The sequence below is a fragment of the Micromonospora sp. R311 genome (assembly GCF_056780015.1).
On sequence record NZ_JBSWCE010000008.1, the window covers coordinates 153,392 to 170,991 of the forward strand.

General features: G+C 75.8%; 19 protein-coding genes. 16 read left to right on the forward strand and 3 right to left on the reverse strand.

The features are described from left to right. Positions 1-314: 314 nt before the first annotated feature. From folP to AC1WTP_RS09165, 7 genes are all read left to right on the forward strand, one after another. Complete coding sequence (gene folP, locus AC1WTP_RS09135; RefSeq protein ID WP_481648773.1) at positions 315-1,187, forward strand: dihydropteroate synthase; 873 nt, start codon at positions 315-317, stop codon at positions 1,185-1,187. After that, the gene (gene folB, locus AC1WTP_RS09140; protein WP_481648774.1) at positions 1,184-1,549 is read left to right on the forward strand and encodes a dihydroneopterin aldolase; all 366 of its coding nucleotides are present in this window, start codon (positions 1,184-1,186) and stop codon (positions 1,547-1,549) included. The genes folP and folB overlap by 4 nt, the downstream gene beginning before the upstream one ends. Next, the gene (gene folK, locus AC1WTP_RS09145) at positions 1,546-2,073 is read left to right on the forward strand and encodes a 2-amino-4-hydroxy-6-hydroxymethyldihydropteridine diphosphokinase (RefSeq protein ID WP_481648775.1); all 528 of its coding nucleotides are present in this window, start codon (positions 1,546-1,548) and stop codon (positions 2,071-2,073) included. The genes folB and folK overlap by 4 nt, the downstream gene beginning before the upstream one ends. 97 nt (positions 2,074-2,170) lie before the next feature. Then, complete coding sequence (locus AC1WTP_RS09150; RefSeq protein ID WP_481648776.1) at positions 2,171-2,707, forward strand: DUF3180 domain-containing protein; 537 nt, start codon at positions 2,171-2,173, stop codon at positions 2,705-2,707. 117 nt (positions 2,708-2,824) lie between these two features. Next, the gene (locus AC1WTP_RS09155) at positions 2,825-4,039 is read left to right on the forward strand and encodes an ABC transporter permease (protein ID WP_481648777.1); all 1,215 of its coding nucleotides are present in this window, start codon (positions 2,825-2,827) and stop codon (positions 4,037-4,039) included. A gap of 54 nt (positions 4,040-4,093) precedes the next feature. Beyond that, positions 4,094-4,408 carry a hypothetical protein gene (locus AC1WTP_RS09160; protein ID WP_481648778.1) on the forward strand — a complete coding sequence of 105 codons (315 nt, stop codon included), beginning with the start codon at positions 4,094-4,096 and terminating at the stop codon, positions 4,406-4,408. Positions 4,409-4,448: 40 nt separating this feature from the next. Continuing rightward, positions 4,449-4,943: a hypothetical protein gene (locus AC1WTP_RS09165; protein ID WP_481648779.1), complete on the forward strand. Its 495-nt coding sequence runs from the start codon at positions 4,449-4,451 to the stop codon at positions 4,941-4,943. 58 nt (positions 4,944-5,001) lie between these two features. On the opposite strand, the gene AC1WTP_RS09170 is transcribed toward AC1WTP_RS09165, so the two are convergent. Further along, a complete protein-coding gene (locus tag AC1WTP_RS09170; protein WP_481648780.1) occupies positions 5,002-5,994 on the reverse strand; it encodes an ABC transporter ATP-binding protein in 993 nt (330 codons plus the stop codon). Positions 5,995-5,996: 2 nt separating this feature from the next. Between AC1WTP_RS09170 and AC1WTP_RS09175 the strand changes: the two genes are divergently transcribed. From AC1WTP_RS09175 to AC1WTP_RS09190, 4 genes are all read left to right on the forward strand, one after another. Continuing rightward, on the forward strand, positions 5,997-6,686 hold the full coding sequence (locus AC1WTP_RS09175) for an ABC transporter permease (protein WP_481648781.1): 690 nt from the start codon (positions 5,997-5,999) through the stop codon (positions 6,684-6,686). Between the two features lie 37 nt (positions 6,687-6,723). Beyond that, positions 6,724-7,446 (forward strand): ABC transporter permease, encoded by a 723-nt coding sequence (locus AC1WTP_RS09180; RefSeq protein ID WP_481648782.1) that lies wholly within the window; start codon positions 6,724-6,726, stop codon positions 7,444-7,446. 241 nt (positions 7,447-7,687) lie between these two features. Then, complete coding sequence (locus tag AC1WTP_RS09185) at positions 7,688-8,692, forward strand: glycine betaine ABC transporter substrate-binding protein (protein WP_481648783.1); 1,005 nt, start codon at positions 7,688-7,690, stop codon at positions 8,690-8,692. Between the two features lie 167 nt (positions 8,693-8,859). Beyond that, entirely contained in the window at positions 8,860-10,395 is a 1,536-nt protein-coding gene (locus AC1WTP_RS09190; protein ID WP_481648784.1) for a hypothetical protein, read from the forward strand. A 19-nt stretch (positions 10,396-10,414) separates the two neighbouring features. Here the strand turns inward: AC1WTP_RS09190 and AC1WTP_RS09195 are convergent, their stop codons facing one another. Continuing rightward, the gene (locus AC1WTP_RS09195; protein ID WP_481648785.1) at positions 10,415-11,602 is read right to left on the reverse strand and encodes an NADH-quinone oxidoreductase subunit D; all 1,188 of its coding nucleotides are present in this window, start codon (positions 11,600-11,602) and stop codon (positions 10,415-10,417) included. Then, on the reverse strand, positions 11,599-12,684 hold the full coding sequence (locus AC1WTP_RS09200; RefSeq protein WP_481648833.1) for an SAM-dependent methyltransferase: 1,086 nt from the start codon (positions 12,682-12,684) through the stop codon (positions 11,599-11,601). Before AC1WTP_RS09200 ends, AC1WTP_RS09195 begins: the two co-directional genes overlap by 4 nt. Before the next feature lie 65 nt (positions 12,685-12,749). Between AC1WTP_RS09200 and AC1WTP_RS09205 the strand changes: the two genes are divergently transcribed. From AC1WTP_RS09205 to AC1WTP_RS09225, 5 genes are all read left to right on the forward strand, one after another. Beyond that, positions 12,750-14,021, forward strand: coding sequence for a phytase (locus AC1WTP_RS09205; protein WP_481648786.1), 1,272 nt, complete (start codon positions 12,750-12,752; stop codon positions 14,019-14,021). Between the two features lie 149 nt (positions 14,022-14,170). Continuing rightward, complete coding sequence (locus tag AC1WTP_RS09210) at positions 14,171-15,148, forward strand: Rossmann-like and DUF2520 domain-containing protein (RefSeq protein WP_481648787.1); 978 nt, start codon at positions 14,171-14,173, stop codon at positions 15,146-15,148. A gap of 91 nt (positions 15,149-15,239) precedes the next feature. Then, complete coding sequence (gene panC / locus AC1WTP_RS09215; RefSeq protein ID WP_481648788.1) at positions 15,240-16,088, forward strand: pantoate--beta-alanine ligase; 849 nt, start codon at positions 15,240-15,242, stop codon at positions 16,086-16,088. Positions 16,089-16,119: 31 nt separating this feature from the next. Then, positions 16,120-16,542, forward strand: coding sequence for an aspartate 1-decarboxylase (gene panD, locus AC1WTP_RS09220; RefSeq protein ID WP_481648789.1), 423 nt, complete (start codon positions 16,120-16,122; stop codon positions 16,540-16,542). A gap of 152 nt (positions 16,543-16,694) precedes the next feature. Then, the gene (locus AC1WTP_RS09225) at positions 16,695-17,591 is read left to right on the forward strand and encodes a septum formation family protein (RefSeq protein WP_481648790.1); all 897 of its coding nucleotides are present in this window, start codon (positions 16,695-16,697) and stop codon (positions 17,589-17,591) included. The last annotated feature ends 9 nt before the right edge of the window (positions 17,592-17,600 follow it).

Below are 17,600 nucleotides of genomic sequence, written 5' to 3' on the forward strand. Positions count from 1 at the left end.
TGCAGTAGGCATGCCTGGCGGGAACGGTGCTCACTGTGCGCAGCGTGCGGGACCCTGCGTTCGTTACTCATCACGGAGAGTGGTGAGCTTTGGGCGGTATTTCCCGCTTCGGCCCTCCCTCCAGGCTTCGCCATCTCGATGCTGGGCAATTCCAAAGCGTACGGGCCGGCCCTGTTTGCGACAAGCCGCGAAGAGCCTGCCTGATCCGACCCGGACGACCGATCGTACACCTGTTCCAATGCCCTCGTCAGGGATGCCGTACGGCCGGCCACCCGGGCCCGTCCGGGCCGTCCGACGACCGGTACCGTCTAGCCGTGACCGATCTGGTGCGGGCCCCGGCCCCGGTGGTGATGGGCGTCCTCAACGTCACGCCCGACTCGTTCTCCGACGGCGGACGGTACGCCGACCTGGACGCCGCCGTCGGACACGGCGTGCGGCTGCGCGCCGAGGGCGCCAACCTGGTGGACGTCGGCGGCGAGTCGACCCGGCCCGGCGCCGACCGGGTGGACGCGGAGACCGAGGTGGCCCGGGTGGTCCCGGTGATCCGCGAACTGGCCGCCGCCGGCGTGCCGACCAGCATCGACACCAGCCGGGCGCGGGTGGCCGAGGCGGCGCTCGCGGCCGGGGCGGCGGTGGTCAACGACGTCTCCGGCGGCCTCGCCGACCCGGACATGGCCCGGGTGGTGCGCGACGCCGGCTGTCCCTGGGTGCTGATGCACTGGCGTGGCCACTCCCGGGGGATGCGGGAGCTGGCCAGCTACACCGACGTGGTCGCCGACGTCCGGGCCGAGCTGGGTCAGCGGGTCGACGAGGCGCTGCGCGCCGGGGTCGCCGCCGACCGGATCGTGGTCGACCCGGGCCTGGGCTTCGCCAAGACCGCCACCCACAACTGGGAGCTCAGCGCGCGTCTGCCCGAGCTGCTCGATCTCGGCTTCCCGCTGCTGTTCGGGGCGAGCCGGAAGTCGTACCTGGGCCGGCTGCTGGCCGGCCCCGACGGCACCCCGCGCCCGACCGACGGCCGGGAGGCGGCCACCGTCGCGACCAGCGTGCTCGCGGTGGCGGCCGGCGCCTGGGGCGTACGCGTGCACGACGTCCGGGCCACCGTGGACGCGCTGGCGGTCTGGCAGGCCACCGGCCGCCCCCGCCTCGTCGCCGGGCCCGTGCCGACCGGAGGGGGAGACCGGTGACCGACCGGATCGAGCTGACCGGCCTGCGGGCCCACGGCCGGCACGGGGTCTACGACTTCGAGCGCGAGCAGGGCCAGGAGTTCGTCGTCGACGCCGTGCTGGAGCTGGACCTGGCCCCGGCCGCGCGCTCCGACGACGTGGCCGACACCGTCCACTACGGCGAACTGGCGGAGCGGCTGGTCGCGGTGGTGACCGGCGAGCCGGTCAACCTGATCGAGACGCTCGCCGACCGGCTGCTGGCGGTCTGCCTGGCCGATCCCCGGGCGGTCACCGCGACGGTGACCGTGCACAAGCCCGAGGCGCCGGTCCCGCACGCCTTCACCGACGTGGCCGTCACCATGGCCCGGACGCGTGCCCGGTGACCCGGGCGGTCCTCTCGCTGGGCAGCAACCTCGGCGACCGGCTCGACCACCTGCGCGCGGCGGTCCGCGCGCTCGGCGACACCGTGCTGGTGGTGTCCGGGGTGTACGAGACGCCGCCGTGGGGCGACGTCGACCAGCCCGCGTACCTCAACGCGGTGCTGCTGGCCGCGGACCCGGCGGCGAGCCCGCGGGACTGGCTGGAGCGGGCCCGCGCGGCCGAGCGGGCCGCCGGCCGCACCCGTGACCCGGCCCGCCGGTTCGGCCCGCGCACCCTCGACGTCGACGTCATCGCCGTCTGGACCGACGACGACGAGCCGGTGCTCAGCGACGACCCCGAGCTGACCCTGCCGCACCCCCGGGCGCACCTGCGGGCGTTCGTGCTGCGGCCGTGGATCGACATCCAGCCGTACGGCCGGCTGCCCGGCCACGGCTGGCTGACCGACCTGCTCACCACCGGGCCGGCCGCCGCCGACGCCCTGGATCTGCGTCCCCGGCCGGAACTGGCGATAGAGTCGACGGCATGAGCGAGCGCCAGCGAGCGAATCATCAGCTCAGCGGTGGTGCCTCATGGCGGCACGCAGCGGAGCGGAGTGCCGGCATGAGCCAGTGGAGCCGGCCGGCATGACCCAGCCGCAGTCCCGACCACCCGGCCGGCCAGGTCCCGGCCGGATGGGTCCGACCCGGATCTCCACCCTCGTGGTGGCCGCCCTCGCCGCCGCGGCGGCGGCCTTGCTGCTGATCAGCGGCTTCTACTACAGCGGCATGCCCCGGCTGCCCTGGCTGCCCGTGGTCACCCTGGCCGGGCTCGCCGTGCTCGAGGGGTACGCCGCGATCAACACCCGGGGCCGGATCGAGCGCCGCCCGGGCCGCGACCCGGTCAACCCGCTGATGGTCGCCCGGTTCGTGGTGCTGGCCAAGGCGTCCTCGCTGGCCGGCGCCATCTTCACCGGTGGCTACGCCGGCCTGTCCGGCTGGCTCTTCGTGGAGAACACCCGCGCCGCGGCGGAGGACCGGCCGGCCGCCGGCGCCGGGCTGCTCGCCTCGCTCGCCCTGGTCGCCGCCGCGCTCTGGCTGGAGCGTTCCTGCCGGGTCCCCGAGCAACAGGACGACGAGGACCGCGAACCGGGCGACCGGGACACCCGCCCCGGCCCGCGCTGAGCCGGGGGTTACGCACGGCTGCCTGCGCCGGTACCGTGCCTGGCGACCGGAGAGCAACGGCCGCCCCGGTCCGCCCGCGCGTCGGACCTGGACGACCGGCCAGGGTGGGAGGCGTTGATGGCGTACGACGAACCGGGGCGCGACGGGTCGGATGAACCCTCGTCCGGCGTACCGGCCGCCGTCCTGGAGAACGTCTTCGACGACCCTGCGCACGGCGAGCCCGGCCGGGACCGGATGGCCGTGCACCTGACCTGGGAGTCGCTGCTCCTGGTCGCGGTCGGCGTGCTGGGTTTCCTGCTCTGGCGGGAGAGCCCGGAGGCCCTGCGCGGCGACGACCTGCGCTCCCTGCTCATCGAGGTGACCACCCTCGGGCTGCTGGCGCTGGCCGCCGGGCTGAGTCTGCGTACCGCCGCGGTCAACCTGGCCATCGGCCCGGTCGCGGTGGCCGCCGCGCTGCACGTGGCCGAGCAGGGCGACCGGGGGATGCTGGACGCCGTCGCCCCGGCCGCCGCGGTGGCCGCCGTCGGCGGACTGGCCGTGGCGCTGGCCGTGGTGGTGCTGCACGTCCCGGCCTGGGCGGCGAGCCTCGCCGGTGCGGCCGGGGTGATCGTGTACATCGAGCAGCGCTCCGCGCCGGTGCTGGTGCAGGGCGGCTACGACCCGCGCAGCGGGGCCGCCCAGCTCTTCGCCGGGTTCGCGGCGGTCGCCGTGCTCGGCGGCCTGCTCGGGGCGGTGCGGCCGGTCCGCCGGCTGCTCGGCCGGTTCCGCCCGGTCGGCGATCCGGCCCGGCGCCGGGGCGCGGCGGCGGCGTTCGTCGCCGCCGGGGCGATGGTCGGCTCGACCGTGCTGGCCATGCTGGCCGGGGTCCTGGTGGCCAGCGGCGGCGGCGGGCCGGTGGCGCCCACGCCCGGGCTGGACTGGACGGTGCTCGCGGTGGGCGCCGCGCTGCTCGCCGGGACCAGCGCGTACGGCCGGCGCGGCGGCGTCTTCGGCACCCTGCTGGCGGTCTGCCTGGTGGCGCTCGTCCTGGCCTACGCGCAGGCCCAGGGCTGGACGCTGAGCCGCTGGGCGGTCGGCGGCGCGGCCCTGGGCGTCGGGCTGGTGCTCACCCGGCTGGTCGAGGCGTTCGGGCGGCCCGGGGCCGCAACGGTGGCGGAGTCGTCGCTGGGCGGGGACGGCCGGATCAGCACCGGCTGGACGGTGCCCCGGTCGGGCCCGGCCGACAGCTGGCCGCCCACGCTGCCCACGCAGCCCATCGAGAGCCCGGCGGACCCGTGGAACGGGCCGCAGTGGGAGACCGGGCCCCGCCGGTGGGACGACGCCGGCCGGTGAGCCGCTGCGGCGTCCACCGGGCCCCGGGTGATCTCGGCGGTTAGGCTCGGCGGCATGACCGACACACCATCGACCCCCGGGGCCGGCCCGTCGTTCTCCGCACTCGACGCCCTGTCCACTGAGGAGCTGCGGGAGCGCGCGTTCGCGGTCGCCCGGCAACGCCGTGACGCGGGCTTCTTCTGGTCGGTGCTGCGGCACCTGCCGAACGCGGACGAGGCCGCCGTGCTGGACGGGGCGCCGAACTCGGTCGGACCGATCATCGACGAGGCGAACGCGCTGTGGCGGGAGCTGACCGGTCACGGCTACGAGGAGTCGGAGCCGCTGCTGCGCGCCGCCTTCATCGACTACCTGATGAAGCACCCGAAGTGAGCCCGGCCGGCGTCGAGCGGGCCGCCGGGAGCTGACCCGGATGGCCCTCACCAACCGGCCGCGGCGCATCGGCCGCTACGGCACGGCGGCGGGCACCGGTGCGCTGGCGGCGTTCGTCCTGGTCGCGGTCTGCGGCAGCCCGGCGTACGTCGGCTGGGCCCAGGACCACACCGACCCGAACTCCGCGGGTGGCTGGTTCCTGCGGCTGCTCGGCTGGCCGGCCTGGCGGCTCACCGGCGCGGACGGCGGGCTGCTGGCCGGCAACCTGCGCGCGGTGCTGGTGGTGGCGCTCGCGGCGACCTTCCTCTACCTGCTGCCCGCCGCGCAGGTGGCCCGGGTGCAGGGTTCGGTCAGCCAGTTCTGCTCCGGCTGGGCCGCGTACGTCCTGGCCGGCGGCCTGGCGTCGCTGCTCGCCGCGTTCCTCGGGCCGGATCCGTCGCTGCTCGCGGCGTTCCAGGCCGCCGGCACCGGCGCCTCGTACGGCTTCTTCGCCGGTTGGATCGTGGGCACGGCCAGCCTGGGCGGGCGGGCCTGAGCCGGTCCGGTCGTCCCGCGCTTCGGCGCTCGCGGCGGCCGAGGCCGCCCGGCGCGGCTCAGCGCTCGGGCCGGCCGATGTCGAGCAGTCCCGCCCGGGTGAGCACGCCGACCGGCCGCCCGCCGTCGGTGACCAGCACCCGGTCGGCGGCCGAGGTCAGCAGCACCGCGAGCGCGTCGTACGCCGGCCCGCCGAGCGGGACGGCCGGCAGGTCGGGCGGCGCGTCGGCCAGCGGCGCCAGCATCTCCCGGGTGACCGGGGTCACCACCAGCCGGCGGATCCCCCGGTCGGCGCCGACGAACTCCCGGACGAACGGCGTGGCGGGCGCGCCGAGCAGGGCCGCCGGCGTGTCGTACTGCTCCAGGTGGCCGCCCTGGGACAGCACCGCGATCCGGTCGCCGAGCCGCACCGCCTCGTCCAGGTCGTGGGTGACCAGCACGATCGTCTTGCGCACCTCGGCCTGCAGCCGCAGGAACTCCTCCTGCAACCGGCTCCGCACGATCGGGTCGACGGCCGAGAACGGCTCGTCCATCAGCAGCACCACCGGATCGGCGGCCAGCGCCCGGGCCACCCCGACCCGCTGCCGCTGCCCGCCGGAGAGCTCGTGCGGGTACCGTCGGCCGAACTGTGCCGGGTCGAGCCCGACCAGCTCCAGCAGCTCGTCGACCCGGCGCCGGCTGCGCTCGCCGGGCCAGCCGAGCAGCCGGGGCACGGTGGCGACGTTGGCGCTGACCGTCTGGTGTGGAAAGAGTCCGACGTTCTGGATCACGTAGCCGATCCGGCGGCGCAGCCGGACCGGGTCCGTCCGGGTCACGTCCTCGTCGCCGAGCAGGATCCGGCCCCCGGTCGGCTCGACCAGCCGGTTGATCATCCGCAGCACGGTGGACTTGCCGCAGCCGGACGGCCCGATCAGCACCACCAGCTCGCCGGCCTTGATGTCGAGGCTGAGCTCGCGGACCGCCTCGGTGCCGTCCGGGTAGCGCTTGCGGATGCCCTCCAGGCTGATCGACGCCGCGCGCGCCCCGCCGCCGGTCTCCGGGGTAACGTCCACCTGTGTCCTTCCGCCTGAGCTACCGGGCCGACCCGGGTAACCCGTGGTTCTCCTGGCAGTACGTGCGGGACAACTCTGACACGATCCTCGCCGCGGTGCGGGAGCACGCCTCGCTGACCGCCCGCGCGGTGCTGATCGCCGCCCTGGTCGCGTTGCCGCTCGCGGTGGCGGCGTACTGGTTCCGCCGGCTCGCCGGCCCGATTCTCGCACTCACCGGTGTGCTCTACACGGTCCCGTCGCTGGCGCTCTTCGCCTTCCTCGCCCCCTACCTGGGCATCGGCGCGGTGACCGTGCTCAGCGTGGTGGTGCTGTACGCGCTGCTGGTGATCGTGCGCAACGCCATCGCCGGGCTCAACCAGGTGCCGCCCGAGGTCCGGGAGGCGGCCGAGGGGATGGGCTACGGCCGGTGGGGCCGGCTGTTCCGGATCGAGCTGCCGCTGGCCCTGCCCGGCATCCTCACCGGGCTGCGGCTGGCCACGGTCTCCACCGTGGCCCTGGTCACCGTCGGGGTTGTGATCGGGCGCGGCGGTCTCGGGCAGCTCATCTTCGCCGGCTTCCAGAACAACTTCTACAAGGCGCAGATCATGACCGGGACGCTGCTCTGCGTGCTGCTCGCCCTGGTGCTCGACCTGTTCCTCGCCGGGGTGGGCCGGCTGCTCACCCCCTGGCTGCGGCGCGGGCGGGCCGCGTGAGCGCCCGGCCCGCCCGACGACCCGGAAGGCGGCGGCGGTGAACCCGGTCGAGGCGGCCCTGGTCTGGCTCAACGACCCGCTGAACTGGACGAACCCCGGCGGCATCCTGGACCGGCTCGGCGAGCACCTGTCGATGTCCGCCGCCGCGGTGGCGCTGGGTTGCCTGGTCGCCTGGCCGATCGGGCTCTGGCTGGGGCACACCGGCCGCGGCGGCGGCCTCGTGGTGCTGGTGGCCAACCTCACGCTCGCCGTGCCGACGCTCGCCCTGCTGACCATCCTGCCGCTCACCTTCCTCGGCTTCGGCCGCCCGGCCGTGGTGGTGGCGCTGGCCGTCTTCGCGGTGCCGCCGCTGCTGGCCAACGCGTACACCGGGGTGCGGCAGGCCGACCCGGAGGCCCGCGACGCGGCGCGCGGCATGGGCTTCTCCGGCTGGCAGCTGCTGCGCCGGGTCGAGCTGCCGCTCGCGGTGCCCTACCTCGCGGCCGGCTTCCGCACGGCCGCGGTGCAGGTGGTGGCCACCGCGGCGCTGGCCTCCTTCGTCAACGGAGGTGGGCTGGGCCAGATCATCCGCGCCGGGTTCGGGCTCGACATCGCCGCCGGCGGCGGGCAGATCCTGGCCGGGGGTGTCCTGGTGGCCGGGCTGGCGGTGCTGGTGGAGCTGGTGCTGGCGGTGGTCGAGCGGCTGGTGACCCCCCGGCCGCTGCGTCCGGTCCGCCGCCGGGCGAACCGGCGGGCGGCGGACGCGGTCGCCGGGGGCTGATCCGCCACCGCTGACCGGCCGGACCAGCCCGGCGGGCCGGCCGGACCAGCCCGGCGGGCCGGCCGGGCACGGATCGGCGGTGCCGGCCCCCGGCGTGACGATCCGGTGACGAACCTCGCTCAAGGTTGTCGGACCCCTGCGGAAGATGTTGGGTGGAAACGCGGGCGATCGACAAGCAGTCGTCCGTCGGACACGCGGCCGGCCCGACACGGGCCGCGCCGGGACACGGAAGGCGGGCATCATGCGCGCACGTACACGCCTGGCGGTGGGGGCGGTCGGCGCCCTCGCGGCGGCCGGGCTCCTGACCGGATGCGGCGACGCCGGCTCCTCCGGCACCGACGCGCCCCAGCAGGGCGCCAGCGGGGCCGGCTGCGCCCCCGTCGCCGGCGACCAGCTGGTCGTCCTCGACGACGACAAGAAGCTCCAGAACACCGACAACATCATCCCGGCGGTCAACGTCGACGTGGCCACCCCGCCGCTGGTCGCGGCGCTCGACAAGGTCTCCACCGCGCTCGACACGCCGAAGCTGATCCAGCTCAACAAGGCCGTCGACGTGGACCGCAAGACGCCCGAGGTGGCCGCGAAGGACTTCGCCACCGCCAACGACCTCACCGCCGGCATCGCCAAGGGCCCGGGCGGGCAGGTCGTGGTCGGCGCCGGCAACTTCAGCGAGAGCCAGACCCTGGCCGAGCTCTACAAGATCACCCTGACCGCCGCCGGTTACCAGGTCCGGGTGCAGCAGATCGGCAGCCGCGAGCTCTACGAGCCGGCCCTGGAGAAGGGCGAGATCCAGGTCGTCCCGGAGTACGCGGCGACCATGGCCGAGTTCCTCAACACCAAGGCCAACGGGCAGAACGCCCAGCCGGTCTCCTCGCCCGACCTGGACAAGACGGTCACCGCGCTGAAGGCGGCCGGCGACAAGGTGGGCATCGCCTTCGGTGCGCCGTCCGCCGCACAGGACCAGAACGCCTTCGCGGTCACCACGGCGTTCGCCGACAAGTACGCCGTCAGCACCCTCTCCGACCTCGCCGCGAAGTGCTCCGGCCAGGCCACCGTGCTGGCCGGCCCGCCGGAGTGCCCGCAGCGGCCGAAGTGCCAGGCCGGGCTGGTCGAGGTCTACGACTTCAAGGCCGGCTCGTTCAGCTCGCTCGACGCGGGCGGTCCGCAGACCAAGAACGCGTTGAAGACCGGCGCGGCCAGCGTCGGGCTGGTCTTCTCCTCCGACGGGGCGCTGGCCACCGGCTGAGCCACCCGTCCGGCGTGCCGGCCACCCCCGGCCGGCACGCCGGACGCCCTGTCGCACCGAGGTGCGGGGTCGCCCCTTGTCAACCATCGGTTAACCCGCGGTGAAGGCCGGGCGCGGACGCTTCCGACCGTTCCCAGGCACGGCAACTCTCGGTAGGCTGCACACCCATGCCAGCCCCGGTCGCCCCCGCCGACAAGCGCAATCCGCCACTGCTCACCGCGCTCTTCTGGATCGGTGTGGCACTGGCCCCGGTGGCGGCGCTGATCCTGCTGGTGGCCGACGGCAACGGGCCGCTGCGGTTCGCCGCCGTGCTGGCCATCCTGGCCGTGGTGCTGATCGGCCTGTCGATCGCGCTGCGCGCCGACGGCGGCGGCGAGCACGGCACCGAGGAGTTGCTGGAGGAGATCGAGCAGCTCCGGCGGGAGCTGCGGGGCGAGATCGTCGCCGCGGCCCAGCGCGGCAACCACGCACTCGACCAGGCGCAGCGGGCCCAGGAGGCCGTCGCCGGGCTGCGCCGGCGGCTGGACGCCAGCGTCGCCGCGTTGGCCGGCGACGAGCCGGCCGGCGCCGGCCGGGCCCGGGTACCGGCCGCGGAGGTTCCGGACGAGATGCCGGCCGGCCGGGGCCGCGTCCCGGACGAGGCAGCGCCCCGGTGGCGACCGGAACGCGACGACGAGGAGCCCGCCCGCCGGTCGCAGTCGACGCCCCGGTACGGGTCCGACCGCCCGGCCCCGGGCCCGGACGGGGTGTACGGCGGCGGCGAGCGGACCAGCGCCGGTTCGGCCGGGGTGTACGGTGCGGCCCGGCCCGCCGAGCACGACAGCCGGTCCGATGCCGCGCCCCGCCCGCTCGGGGTGGTCCGGCACACCGAGACCGTGCACGTCACCACGCGGCACACGATCGTGGACGGCGCCGCCGCGGTGCCCGGCGAGTCGGGCACCCGCTACGGCGGCGGGTACGCCGGCCGGCGGGCGCCGGACGCCGAGGAGCGGTCGTGGGGCGCCGCCGAGGCGGATGACCGCTCCTGGTCCGGGTACGGCGACGCGGACGGCCGCGACGACGACCGCAGCTGGTCGACGCCGGCCGCCGCACGGGACGAGTGGGACCGGCCCGGCCAGCGCGAGGAGCGGGGCTGGTCCGGCCGGCGGGACGAGCCGGGCTGGTCCGAGCAGCGCGAGGACCGCGGCTGGGCCGGCACCGGAGACACCGGCTGGCGCGAGCCGGCCGGGCGCGACCGGTCGTACCAGCCGGACGAGGCGGACCCCGACAGCGGGGAGTACTGGTCGCAGCTGCGCGCCGGTGACCGCTGGGCCGCGGTGCGCGACGACGAGCACGGCCGGGAGGTCCGGGTCGGGGAACGGCGCGCCGAGGTGCTCGCCGACGCGGGCGGCACCGAGTACCGGGTGGCGGACCGTTGGGCGACGGCCCGGCGGGCGACCGACCGGGGCGGCGAGGAGGGCTGGCGCGACGGCTGGGCCGAGCCGGAGGACCGGCCGGCGTTGCCGGTCGGCGGGGTGCCGGTGCCGCAGGAGTGGCGTCCGCCCCGGCAGCGGGGGCACCAGGCCGACCCGCCGCGCGACTACCAGCCCGAGCCCGAGCCGGAGCGCTGGCGGCCACGCGGCGAGGAGCAGCGCTACGGCTACCCGCCGCAGGACGACGTGCCCCGCGCCGGCGGCGCCCGCTCCGCCGACCGCTGGCGCTGACCGCCCGGTCGCCGGCCGGTCACTTGTCGATGTCGCCGACCACGAAGAACATCGAGCCGAGGATGGCGATCAGGTCCGGCACCAGGCAGCCGGGGAGCAGGGTGGCCAGTGCCTGCACGTTCGCGTACGACGCGGTGCGCAGCTTGAGCCGCCACGGCGTCTTCTCACCCCGGGACACCAGGTAGTAGCCGTTGATCCCGAGCGGGTTCTCGGTCCAGGCGTAGGTGTGCCCCTCGGGCGCCTTGAGCACCTTGGGCAGTCGGGTGTTCACCGGCCCGGTCAGCCGGTCCACCCGGTCCAGGCACTGCTCGGCGAGGTCGAGTGAGGCGTACACCTGGTCGAGCAGCACCTCGAAGCGGGCGTGGCAGTCGCCGGCGGTCTTCGTCACCACCGGCACGTCGAGCTGGTCGTAGGCCAGGTAGGGCTCGTCGCGGCGCAGGTCCAGGTCGAGCCCGGAGGCCCGGGCGACCGGACCGGACGCGCCGAACGCGGCGGCGTCCACGGCCGACAGCACCCCGACGCCGACGGTGCGGGCCATGAAGATGTCGTTGCGCCGGATCAGGTTGTCCAGGTCGGGCAGGCGCCGGCGCACCTCGCCGATCGCGGCCCGCGCCCGGCCGGTCCAGCCGGACGGCACCTCCTCCTTCAGCCCGCCGACCCGGTTGAACATGTAGTGGATCCGGCCGCCGGAGACCTCCTCCATCACCGCCTGGAGGGTCTCCCGTTCCCGGAAGGCGTAGAACATCGGCGTGATCGCGCCGATCTCCAGCGGGTACGAGCCGAGGAACATCAGGTGGTTGAGCACCCGGTTCAGCTCGGCGAGGGCCATCCGCAGCCAGGTCGCCCGCTCGGGCACCTCCATGCCCATCAGCCGCTCGACCGCCAGCACCACGCCCAGCTCGTTGGCGAACGCCGAGAGCCAGTCGTGCCGGTTGGCCAGCACGATGATCTGCCGGTAGTCGCGTACCTCGAAGAGCTTCTCCGCCCCCCGGTGCATGTAGCCGACGATCGGTTCGGCGGAGACCACCCGCTCGCCGTCGAGCACCAACCGCAGCCGCAGCACCCCGTGCGTGGAGGGGTGCTGCGGCCCGATGTTGAGCACCATGTCGGTGCCGAGCTGCTCCCCGCCGGTGCCCGCCACCAGGCCGGCCCCGGTGCCGACGGTCAGTTCGCGAAGGTCGCCGGCGTCCGTGGTCATGCCCGTCATCGTGCCACGAACGGCTCCGGGTCGATGCCGACCGGTTGCCGCAGCCACCAGTGCCCACCGAGCCCGGCCGGGTCGGTCAGCTCGGCCACTGCCGACGCGGCGGCCAGCGCGCGCACGTACCCGGCCGGGTCACCGGCGGCCAGGCTCAGCGGTGGTCGGCCGCCGTCCGCCCCGAGCGCCCGCAGCCCCTCCCGCTGCGACACCAGCGCGTACGCACACCGGGCGACCCGCTCACCGGCGGAGGCGACGGAGTCCATGGCGACGTGCGCGGTGACGTCACCCGACCCGTCCGGCACCGGGGGCACCTGCCGCCCGCCCCGGTACCCGGTCAAACTCCCGTCCACCGGTCGGCTCTCGCGCAGGTGTCCGTAGTCCACGGCCAACGCCAGCCCTCGGTCGAGTCTTCCGACCGCCTCGGCCCAGGCTTCGTCGCGGGTCCTTCCGATCTCGGCGCGCATTGCCGTGGGGGGTTCCGGGCAGCCCGGCACGCCTACCAGCGAAGTCGAGTCGCGGTCCGAGGGAGACTTCGGGTCCGCTTCGGGGACCGGCCACCAGGCCACCAGCCAGTCGGCATCCTCCGGGCCGACCGGGTCACCCAGGCTCTCCTGGCCGGTGGGCGGGTCGACCAGCAGGTAACGCCAGCCGTCGGAGGTGTGCGCCGCCACGTCGAGCGGCACGTTGTCGAGCCACTCGGTCGCCACGAGCAGCCCGACGATGTTGGAGGGGATCTCAGCAGACCAGGCGATCTCCGGGGGAAGGTCCGCGGGTCGGGGGGCGAGCTCGACCGCGGTGAGCCGCAGCCGCCGGGCGAGCAGAGGTCGATCCGCGACCCCGGCAGCGGCCAGCGCGGCGAGAGTGCGCAACAGCTCCCCCCGACCAGCGCCCACGTCCACCACGTCGAGCCGGTCCGGGTGGCCGAGGGCGGCGTCGACCTGCGAGACGAGGCGGAGCAGCGCGGTGGCGAACGCGGGTGAGGCGTGCACGCTGGTGCGGAAGTGGTCGGCCGGCCCGGCGCCGGAGACGAAGAACCCGCCCGGCCCGTAGAGCGCCCGGCTCATCGCGTCCCGCCACGGCATCGGCATCGGCATCGGCATCAGTTCATCCCACGTTCAGGGTGCGTCACCGTGCCGACCCTACGGTCACCGGCATGAGACGACCCCTCATCCCCGCCCTGGCGGTCGTACCGCTGCTGCTGGCCGGCACCCCGGCGGTCGCCGCGCCGGACGCCCCGCGCCCGGTGCGGGCGGCGACCGAGACCCCCTCGCTCCACGACGACGCGGCCGGCGGCGACGCCGACGCCGACGACCCGGCGATCTGGGTGCACCCGACCGACCCGGCGGGCAGCCTGGTCCTGGCCACCGCGAAGAACGGCGGCCTGCGGGTGTACGACCTGCGGGCCCGGGAGCGCCAGGCGATCGCCACCCCGCCGCCGCCCGGCCCCGGCGACGAGGCCGGCCGGTTCAACAACGTCGACCTGGTGACCGGGTTCCGGCTCGGTCACCGGCGGGTCGACCTGGCGGTGGTCACCGACCGGGGGCGGGACCAGTTGCGGTTCTACCGGATCGACCCCGGCACCCGCCGGCTGACCGACGTCACCGCCCCGGACGTGCCGTTCGCGTTCAGCCGCGACCAGGCCGAGGTCAACACGCAGCGCACCGCGTACGGCCTGGGCACGTTCACCGACCGCGACGGCGCCGCATACGCGGTGGTGAGCCGCCGCAGCACCCCGGAGGTGGGGGTGTTCCGGCTGGTCGAGCGGGCCGGCCGGGTCTCCTACCGCCCGGTGGACCGGCTCGCCCTGCCCGCGACGTTCACCCTGCCGGACGGCAGCAGCTGGTCGCCGTGCACCGACCCGGGTGACGGGCCGCAGGTCGAGGGCACCGTGGTCGACCCGGAGACCGGTGTGGTGCACCTGGCCCAGGAGAAGGTCGGGCTGTGGCGTACCCGCCTGGTGGGCGGCCGGTTCGCCGGCGCGCCGGTGCCGGTGGAGCGGGTCCGCGAGTACGGCGTGCCGGCGGCGTACGACGCCGGGGAGGAGGACTGCGTGACCGACTACCCGGCCGATCCCGGGTTCGGTGGCCGGATCGCCCAGGACGTGGAGGGTCTGACCATCTACCGGACCGGCCGGTCGACCGGCACGCTGGTCGTCTCCAGCCAGGGCGACGACACCTTCTACACCTACGACCGGCGGACCGGCCGGCCGACCGGGCGGTTCGCGGTGGTCGACGGCCGGGTCGACGGGTCCCAGGAGTGCGACGGCGCGGCCGTGGTCGCCACCCCGCTGCCCGGGTTCCCCGGTGGCCTGCTGGTGGTGCACGACGGCCGGAACACCCCGGAGACTCCGGGTGCGGACGGCGAGGCCCGGACGGACACCAACTTCAAGTTCCTGGACGCCGGTTTCCTGCGCCCGGCCCGCTGATCCGCGCGCACACCGGGCCGCTCCGCGCCACCGGGGCGGCCCGGTCGCCCGGTCGGTGAAGGTTTTCACACATCCTTGTTTCAATATCGTGGCCCCGGCGCATACTTGCGGTCGACCGGTACCCCTTCTCGAGGACTGGATCGTCTGCCATGAGCGCACCGCTGCGCCCGCGTCCGGCGGCCCCACGTGGAGCCGCCGCACCGTCGGGCGGCGCCCTTCCCGGCGCCTCGGTCACCATCCCCCGCTTCCTCACCGTCGGCGTCGTCGGCGCCGGTCGGGTCGGCGCCGTGCTGGGCGCCGCGCTCACCGCCGCCGGTCACCGGGTGGTCGCCGCCGCCGGGGTCTCCGGCGCCAGCCGCGCCCGGTTGGCCCTGCTGCTGCCCGGCGTTCCCCGCCGCTCCGCCACCTCGGTGGCCCGGGCGGCCACCGACCTGCTGCTGCTCGCCGTCCCGGACGACGCGCTCGCCGGGGTGGTCGCCGGCCTGGCCGACAGCGGCGCGCTCCGCCCGGGCCAGGTGGTCGCGCACACCTCCGGCGCGCACGGGCTGGCCGTGCTGGCCCCGGCCGCGGCCGTCGGCGCCCGCCCGCTGGCCCTGCACCCCGCGATGACCTTCACCGGTACGCCGGACGACCTCGGCCGGCTCGCCGGCATCTCGTACGGGGTGACCGCCCCGGCCGAGCTGCGCCCGCTGGCCGCCCGGCTGGTCGCCGACCTCGGCGGCGTGCCCGAGTGGGTGGGCGAGGCGGACCGGCCGCTCTACCACGCGGCGCTGGCGCACGGCGCCAACCACCTGGTGACCCTGGTCAACGAGGCGGCCGACCGGCTGCGCGACGCCGGGGTGGCCCAGCCGGAGAAGGTGCTCGCCCCGCTGCTGCGGGCCGCCCTGGAGAACGCGCTGCGGCTCGGCGACGACGCGCTGACCGGCCCGGTGTCCCGGGGCGACGCGGGCACCGTGGAACGGCACCTGGCCCGGCTCGCCGCCACCGCGCCGGAGTCGGTCGCGCCGTACCTGGCGCTGGCCCGGCGCACCGCGGACCGCGCCATCGCCGCCGGCCGGCTGCGCCCGGTCGACGCGGAGTCGCTGCTCGGCGTGCTGGCCGGGACGGCGCGGGAGGTGGCCGCGTGAGCGCGGGGAGTGAGTCGCGGTTCGCGAGCGCCGCAGTCGCGAACGAGGGCGGCACGGTGATCGAGCAGGTGACGACCGGCGGAGGTGCCGCGTGACGGAAGTGGTGCACACCCGCGCCGAGCTGGCCGCGGCGCGCGGCGGGCTCAAGGGCACCGTGGGGGTGGTGATGACCATGGGCGCCCTGCACCCGGGGCACGAGACGCTGCTGCGCGCCGCCCGGGAGCGGGCCGACCACGTGCTGGTCACCATCTTCGTGAACCCGCTGCAGTTCGGTCCGAACGAGGACTTCGACCGCTATCCGCGTACCCTCGACGCCGACCTGGAGGTCTGCCGGCGGGCCGGCGCCGACCTGGTCTTCGCCCCCTCGGCGGCGGAGATGTACCCGGACGGCGAGCCCCGGGTCCGGGTCAATCCGGGCCCGCTCGGCGAGGACCTGGAGGGGCACAGCCGGCCCGGCTTCTTCCACGGGGTGCTCACCGTGGTGCTGAAGCTGCTCCAGCTCACCCGCCCGGACCTGGCTTTCTTCGGCGAGAAGGACTACCAGCAGCTGACCCTGGTGCGGCGGATGGCCCGGGACCTCGACGTGCCGGTCGAGGTGGTCGGCGTGCCGACCGTGCGGGAGCCGGACGGGTTGGCGCTGTCCAGCCGCAACCGCTACCTCTCGCCCGCCGAGCGGCAGGCCGCGCTGAGCCTCTCGGCGGCGCTGCGGGCCGGCACGGAGGCCGCCGACCGCGGCCTGGACGCGGGCGCCGTGCTGGCCGCCGCGCACGCCGGGTTCGGCGCCGGCACGCCCGGCGCGCGGCTGGACTACCTGGTGCTCACCGACCCGGACCTGGAGCCGGGGCCGGTCACCGGCCCGGCCCGGCTGCTCATTGCGGCCTGGGTCGGCGGCACCCGGCTCATCGACAACACGGCGATCCGGCTCGCCCCCCGATCCTGAACCCCACCACGCACGCGCGAAAGGCACCCCGATGCTGCGGACCATGCTCAAGTCGAAGATCCACCGGGCCACGGTGACCCAGGCCGACCTGCACTACGTCGGCTCGGTGACCGTCGACCAGGATCTGTTGGACGCCGCGGACCTGCTCCCCGGCGAGCAGGTGGCGATCGTGGACATCACCAACGGCGCCCGGCTGGAGACGTACGTCATTCCGGGCGAGCGGGGCAGCGGCGTGATCGGCATCAACGGCGCCGCCGCCCACCTGGTGCACCCCGGCGATTTGGTCATCCTGATCTCGTACGGGCAGATGGACGACGCCGAGGCCCGCGCCCACCGGCCCCGGGTGGTGCACGTCGACGCCGACAACCGGGTGATCGAGTTGGGTGCCGACCCGGCCGGGGTGGCCCCGGGCATGGCCGGCGACCCGGTGCCGAGCCCGCTCGCCGCCGTCTGAGCCGGTCCGCCTCGGCCGGCCGTCCCGCCCGCCGTCACCAGGGGGCGGGCGGGTGGTTTTCCGACCGCGCCTCCGGTCTGTCACCCGGCGGTCATAACTGGTTACCCTGAGCGCACCGTCGGAAGACGGTCGGTGGCTGGGGGAGGCCGCGGATGCGCCGTGCGATGACCACCCTGCTCGCGGCGGTCGTCACGGCCGCCCTGTTGACCGGCTGCACCGGCGCCGGCGGCCTGGACGGAGATCTGGCCGACGACTGGGCCGCCCTGCCCCCGCCGGGGCCGTTCACCCCGGCGGCCGGGGTCTGCCACGAGGCCGACTTCACCGACGTGGTGCCGCTGTCGGCGTACCAGCCGGTGGACTGCGCCGCTCCGCACCGGGTGGAGACCGTGCACGTCGGCGCGTTCCCGCCCGCGCGGGCGACCCCGCCGGCCAGCGGATCGCCGGAGTTGCGTGGCGCGTTCGCCGAGTGCGACGCCCGCGCCACCGGCTACGTCGGCGACGAGTGGCGGGCCGGGCGGCTGCGGCTGGCGGTGGCGGTGCCCTCCGGCCCCGGCTGGGCGGCCGGTTCCCGCTGGTTCCGCTGCGACCTGTCGGAACTGACTACGGTCGAGGCGGCGGCCACCGTGGTGACCCGCACCGGCAGCCTCCGGGACGCGCTCCGGGGGCCGTCCCCGCTGCGGCTGGGCTGCCAGCAGACCCGGTCCGGCCGGGGCGGCGGCGTGCAGACCCTGCTCCCGGTGGACTGCGCCACCCGGCACGACGCCGAGTTCGTCGGGGTGTGGCGGGCGCCGGACGTGCCGTACCCGACCCGGGACGCCGACTGGGCGCCGCTCTACACCGGCTGCCGCGCGGTCCTCGCCCGGTACGTCGGCGTGCCGGACGACGCGGATCTGCGCTTCCGCAGCGGGGTGGTGGTCCGCCCGCCGGGCGCCGGGCGGTGGCGGGTGGGTGACCGGGGGGTCCGCTGCCACCTCTGGCTCAGCGACCGTACGGTGACCGGCTCGCTGAAGGGCGCCGGCCCGCCCGGCCTGCCGGTGCGCACGAGATAGCCGGCGACC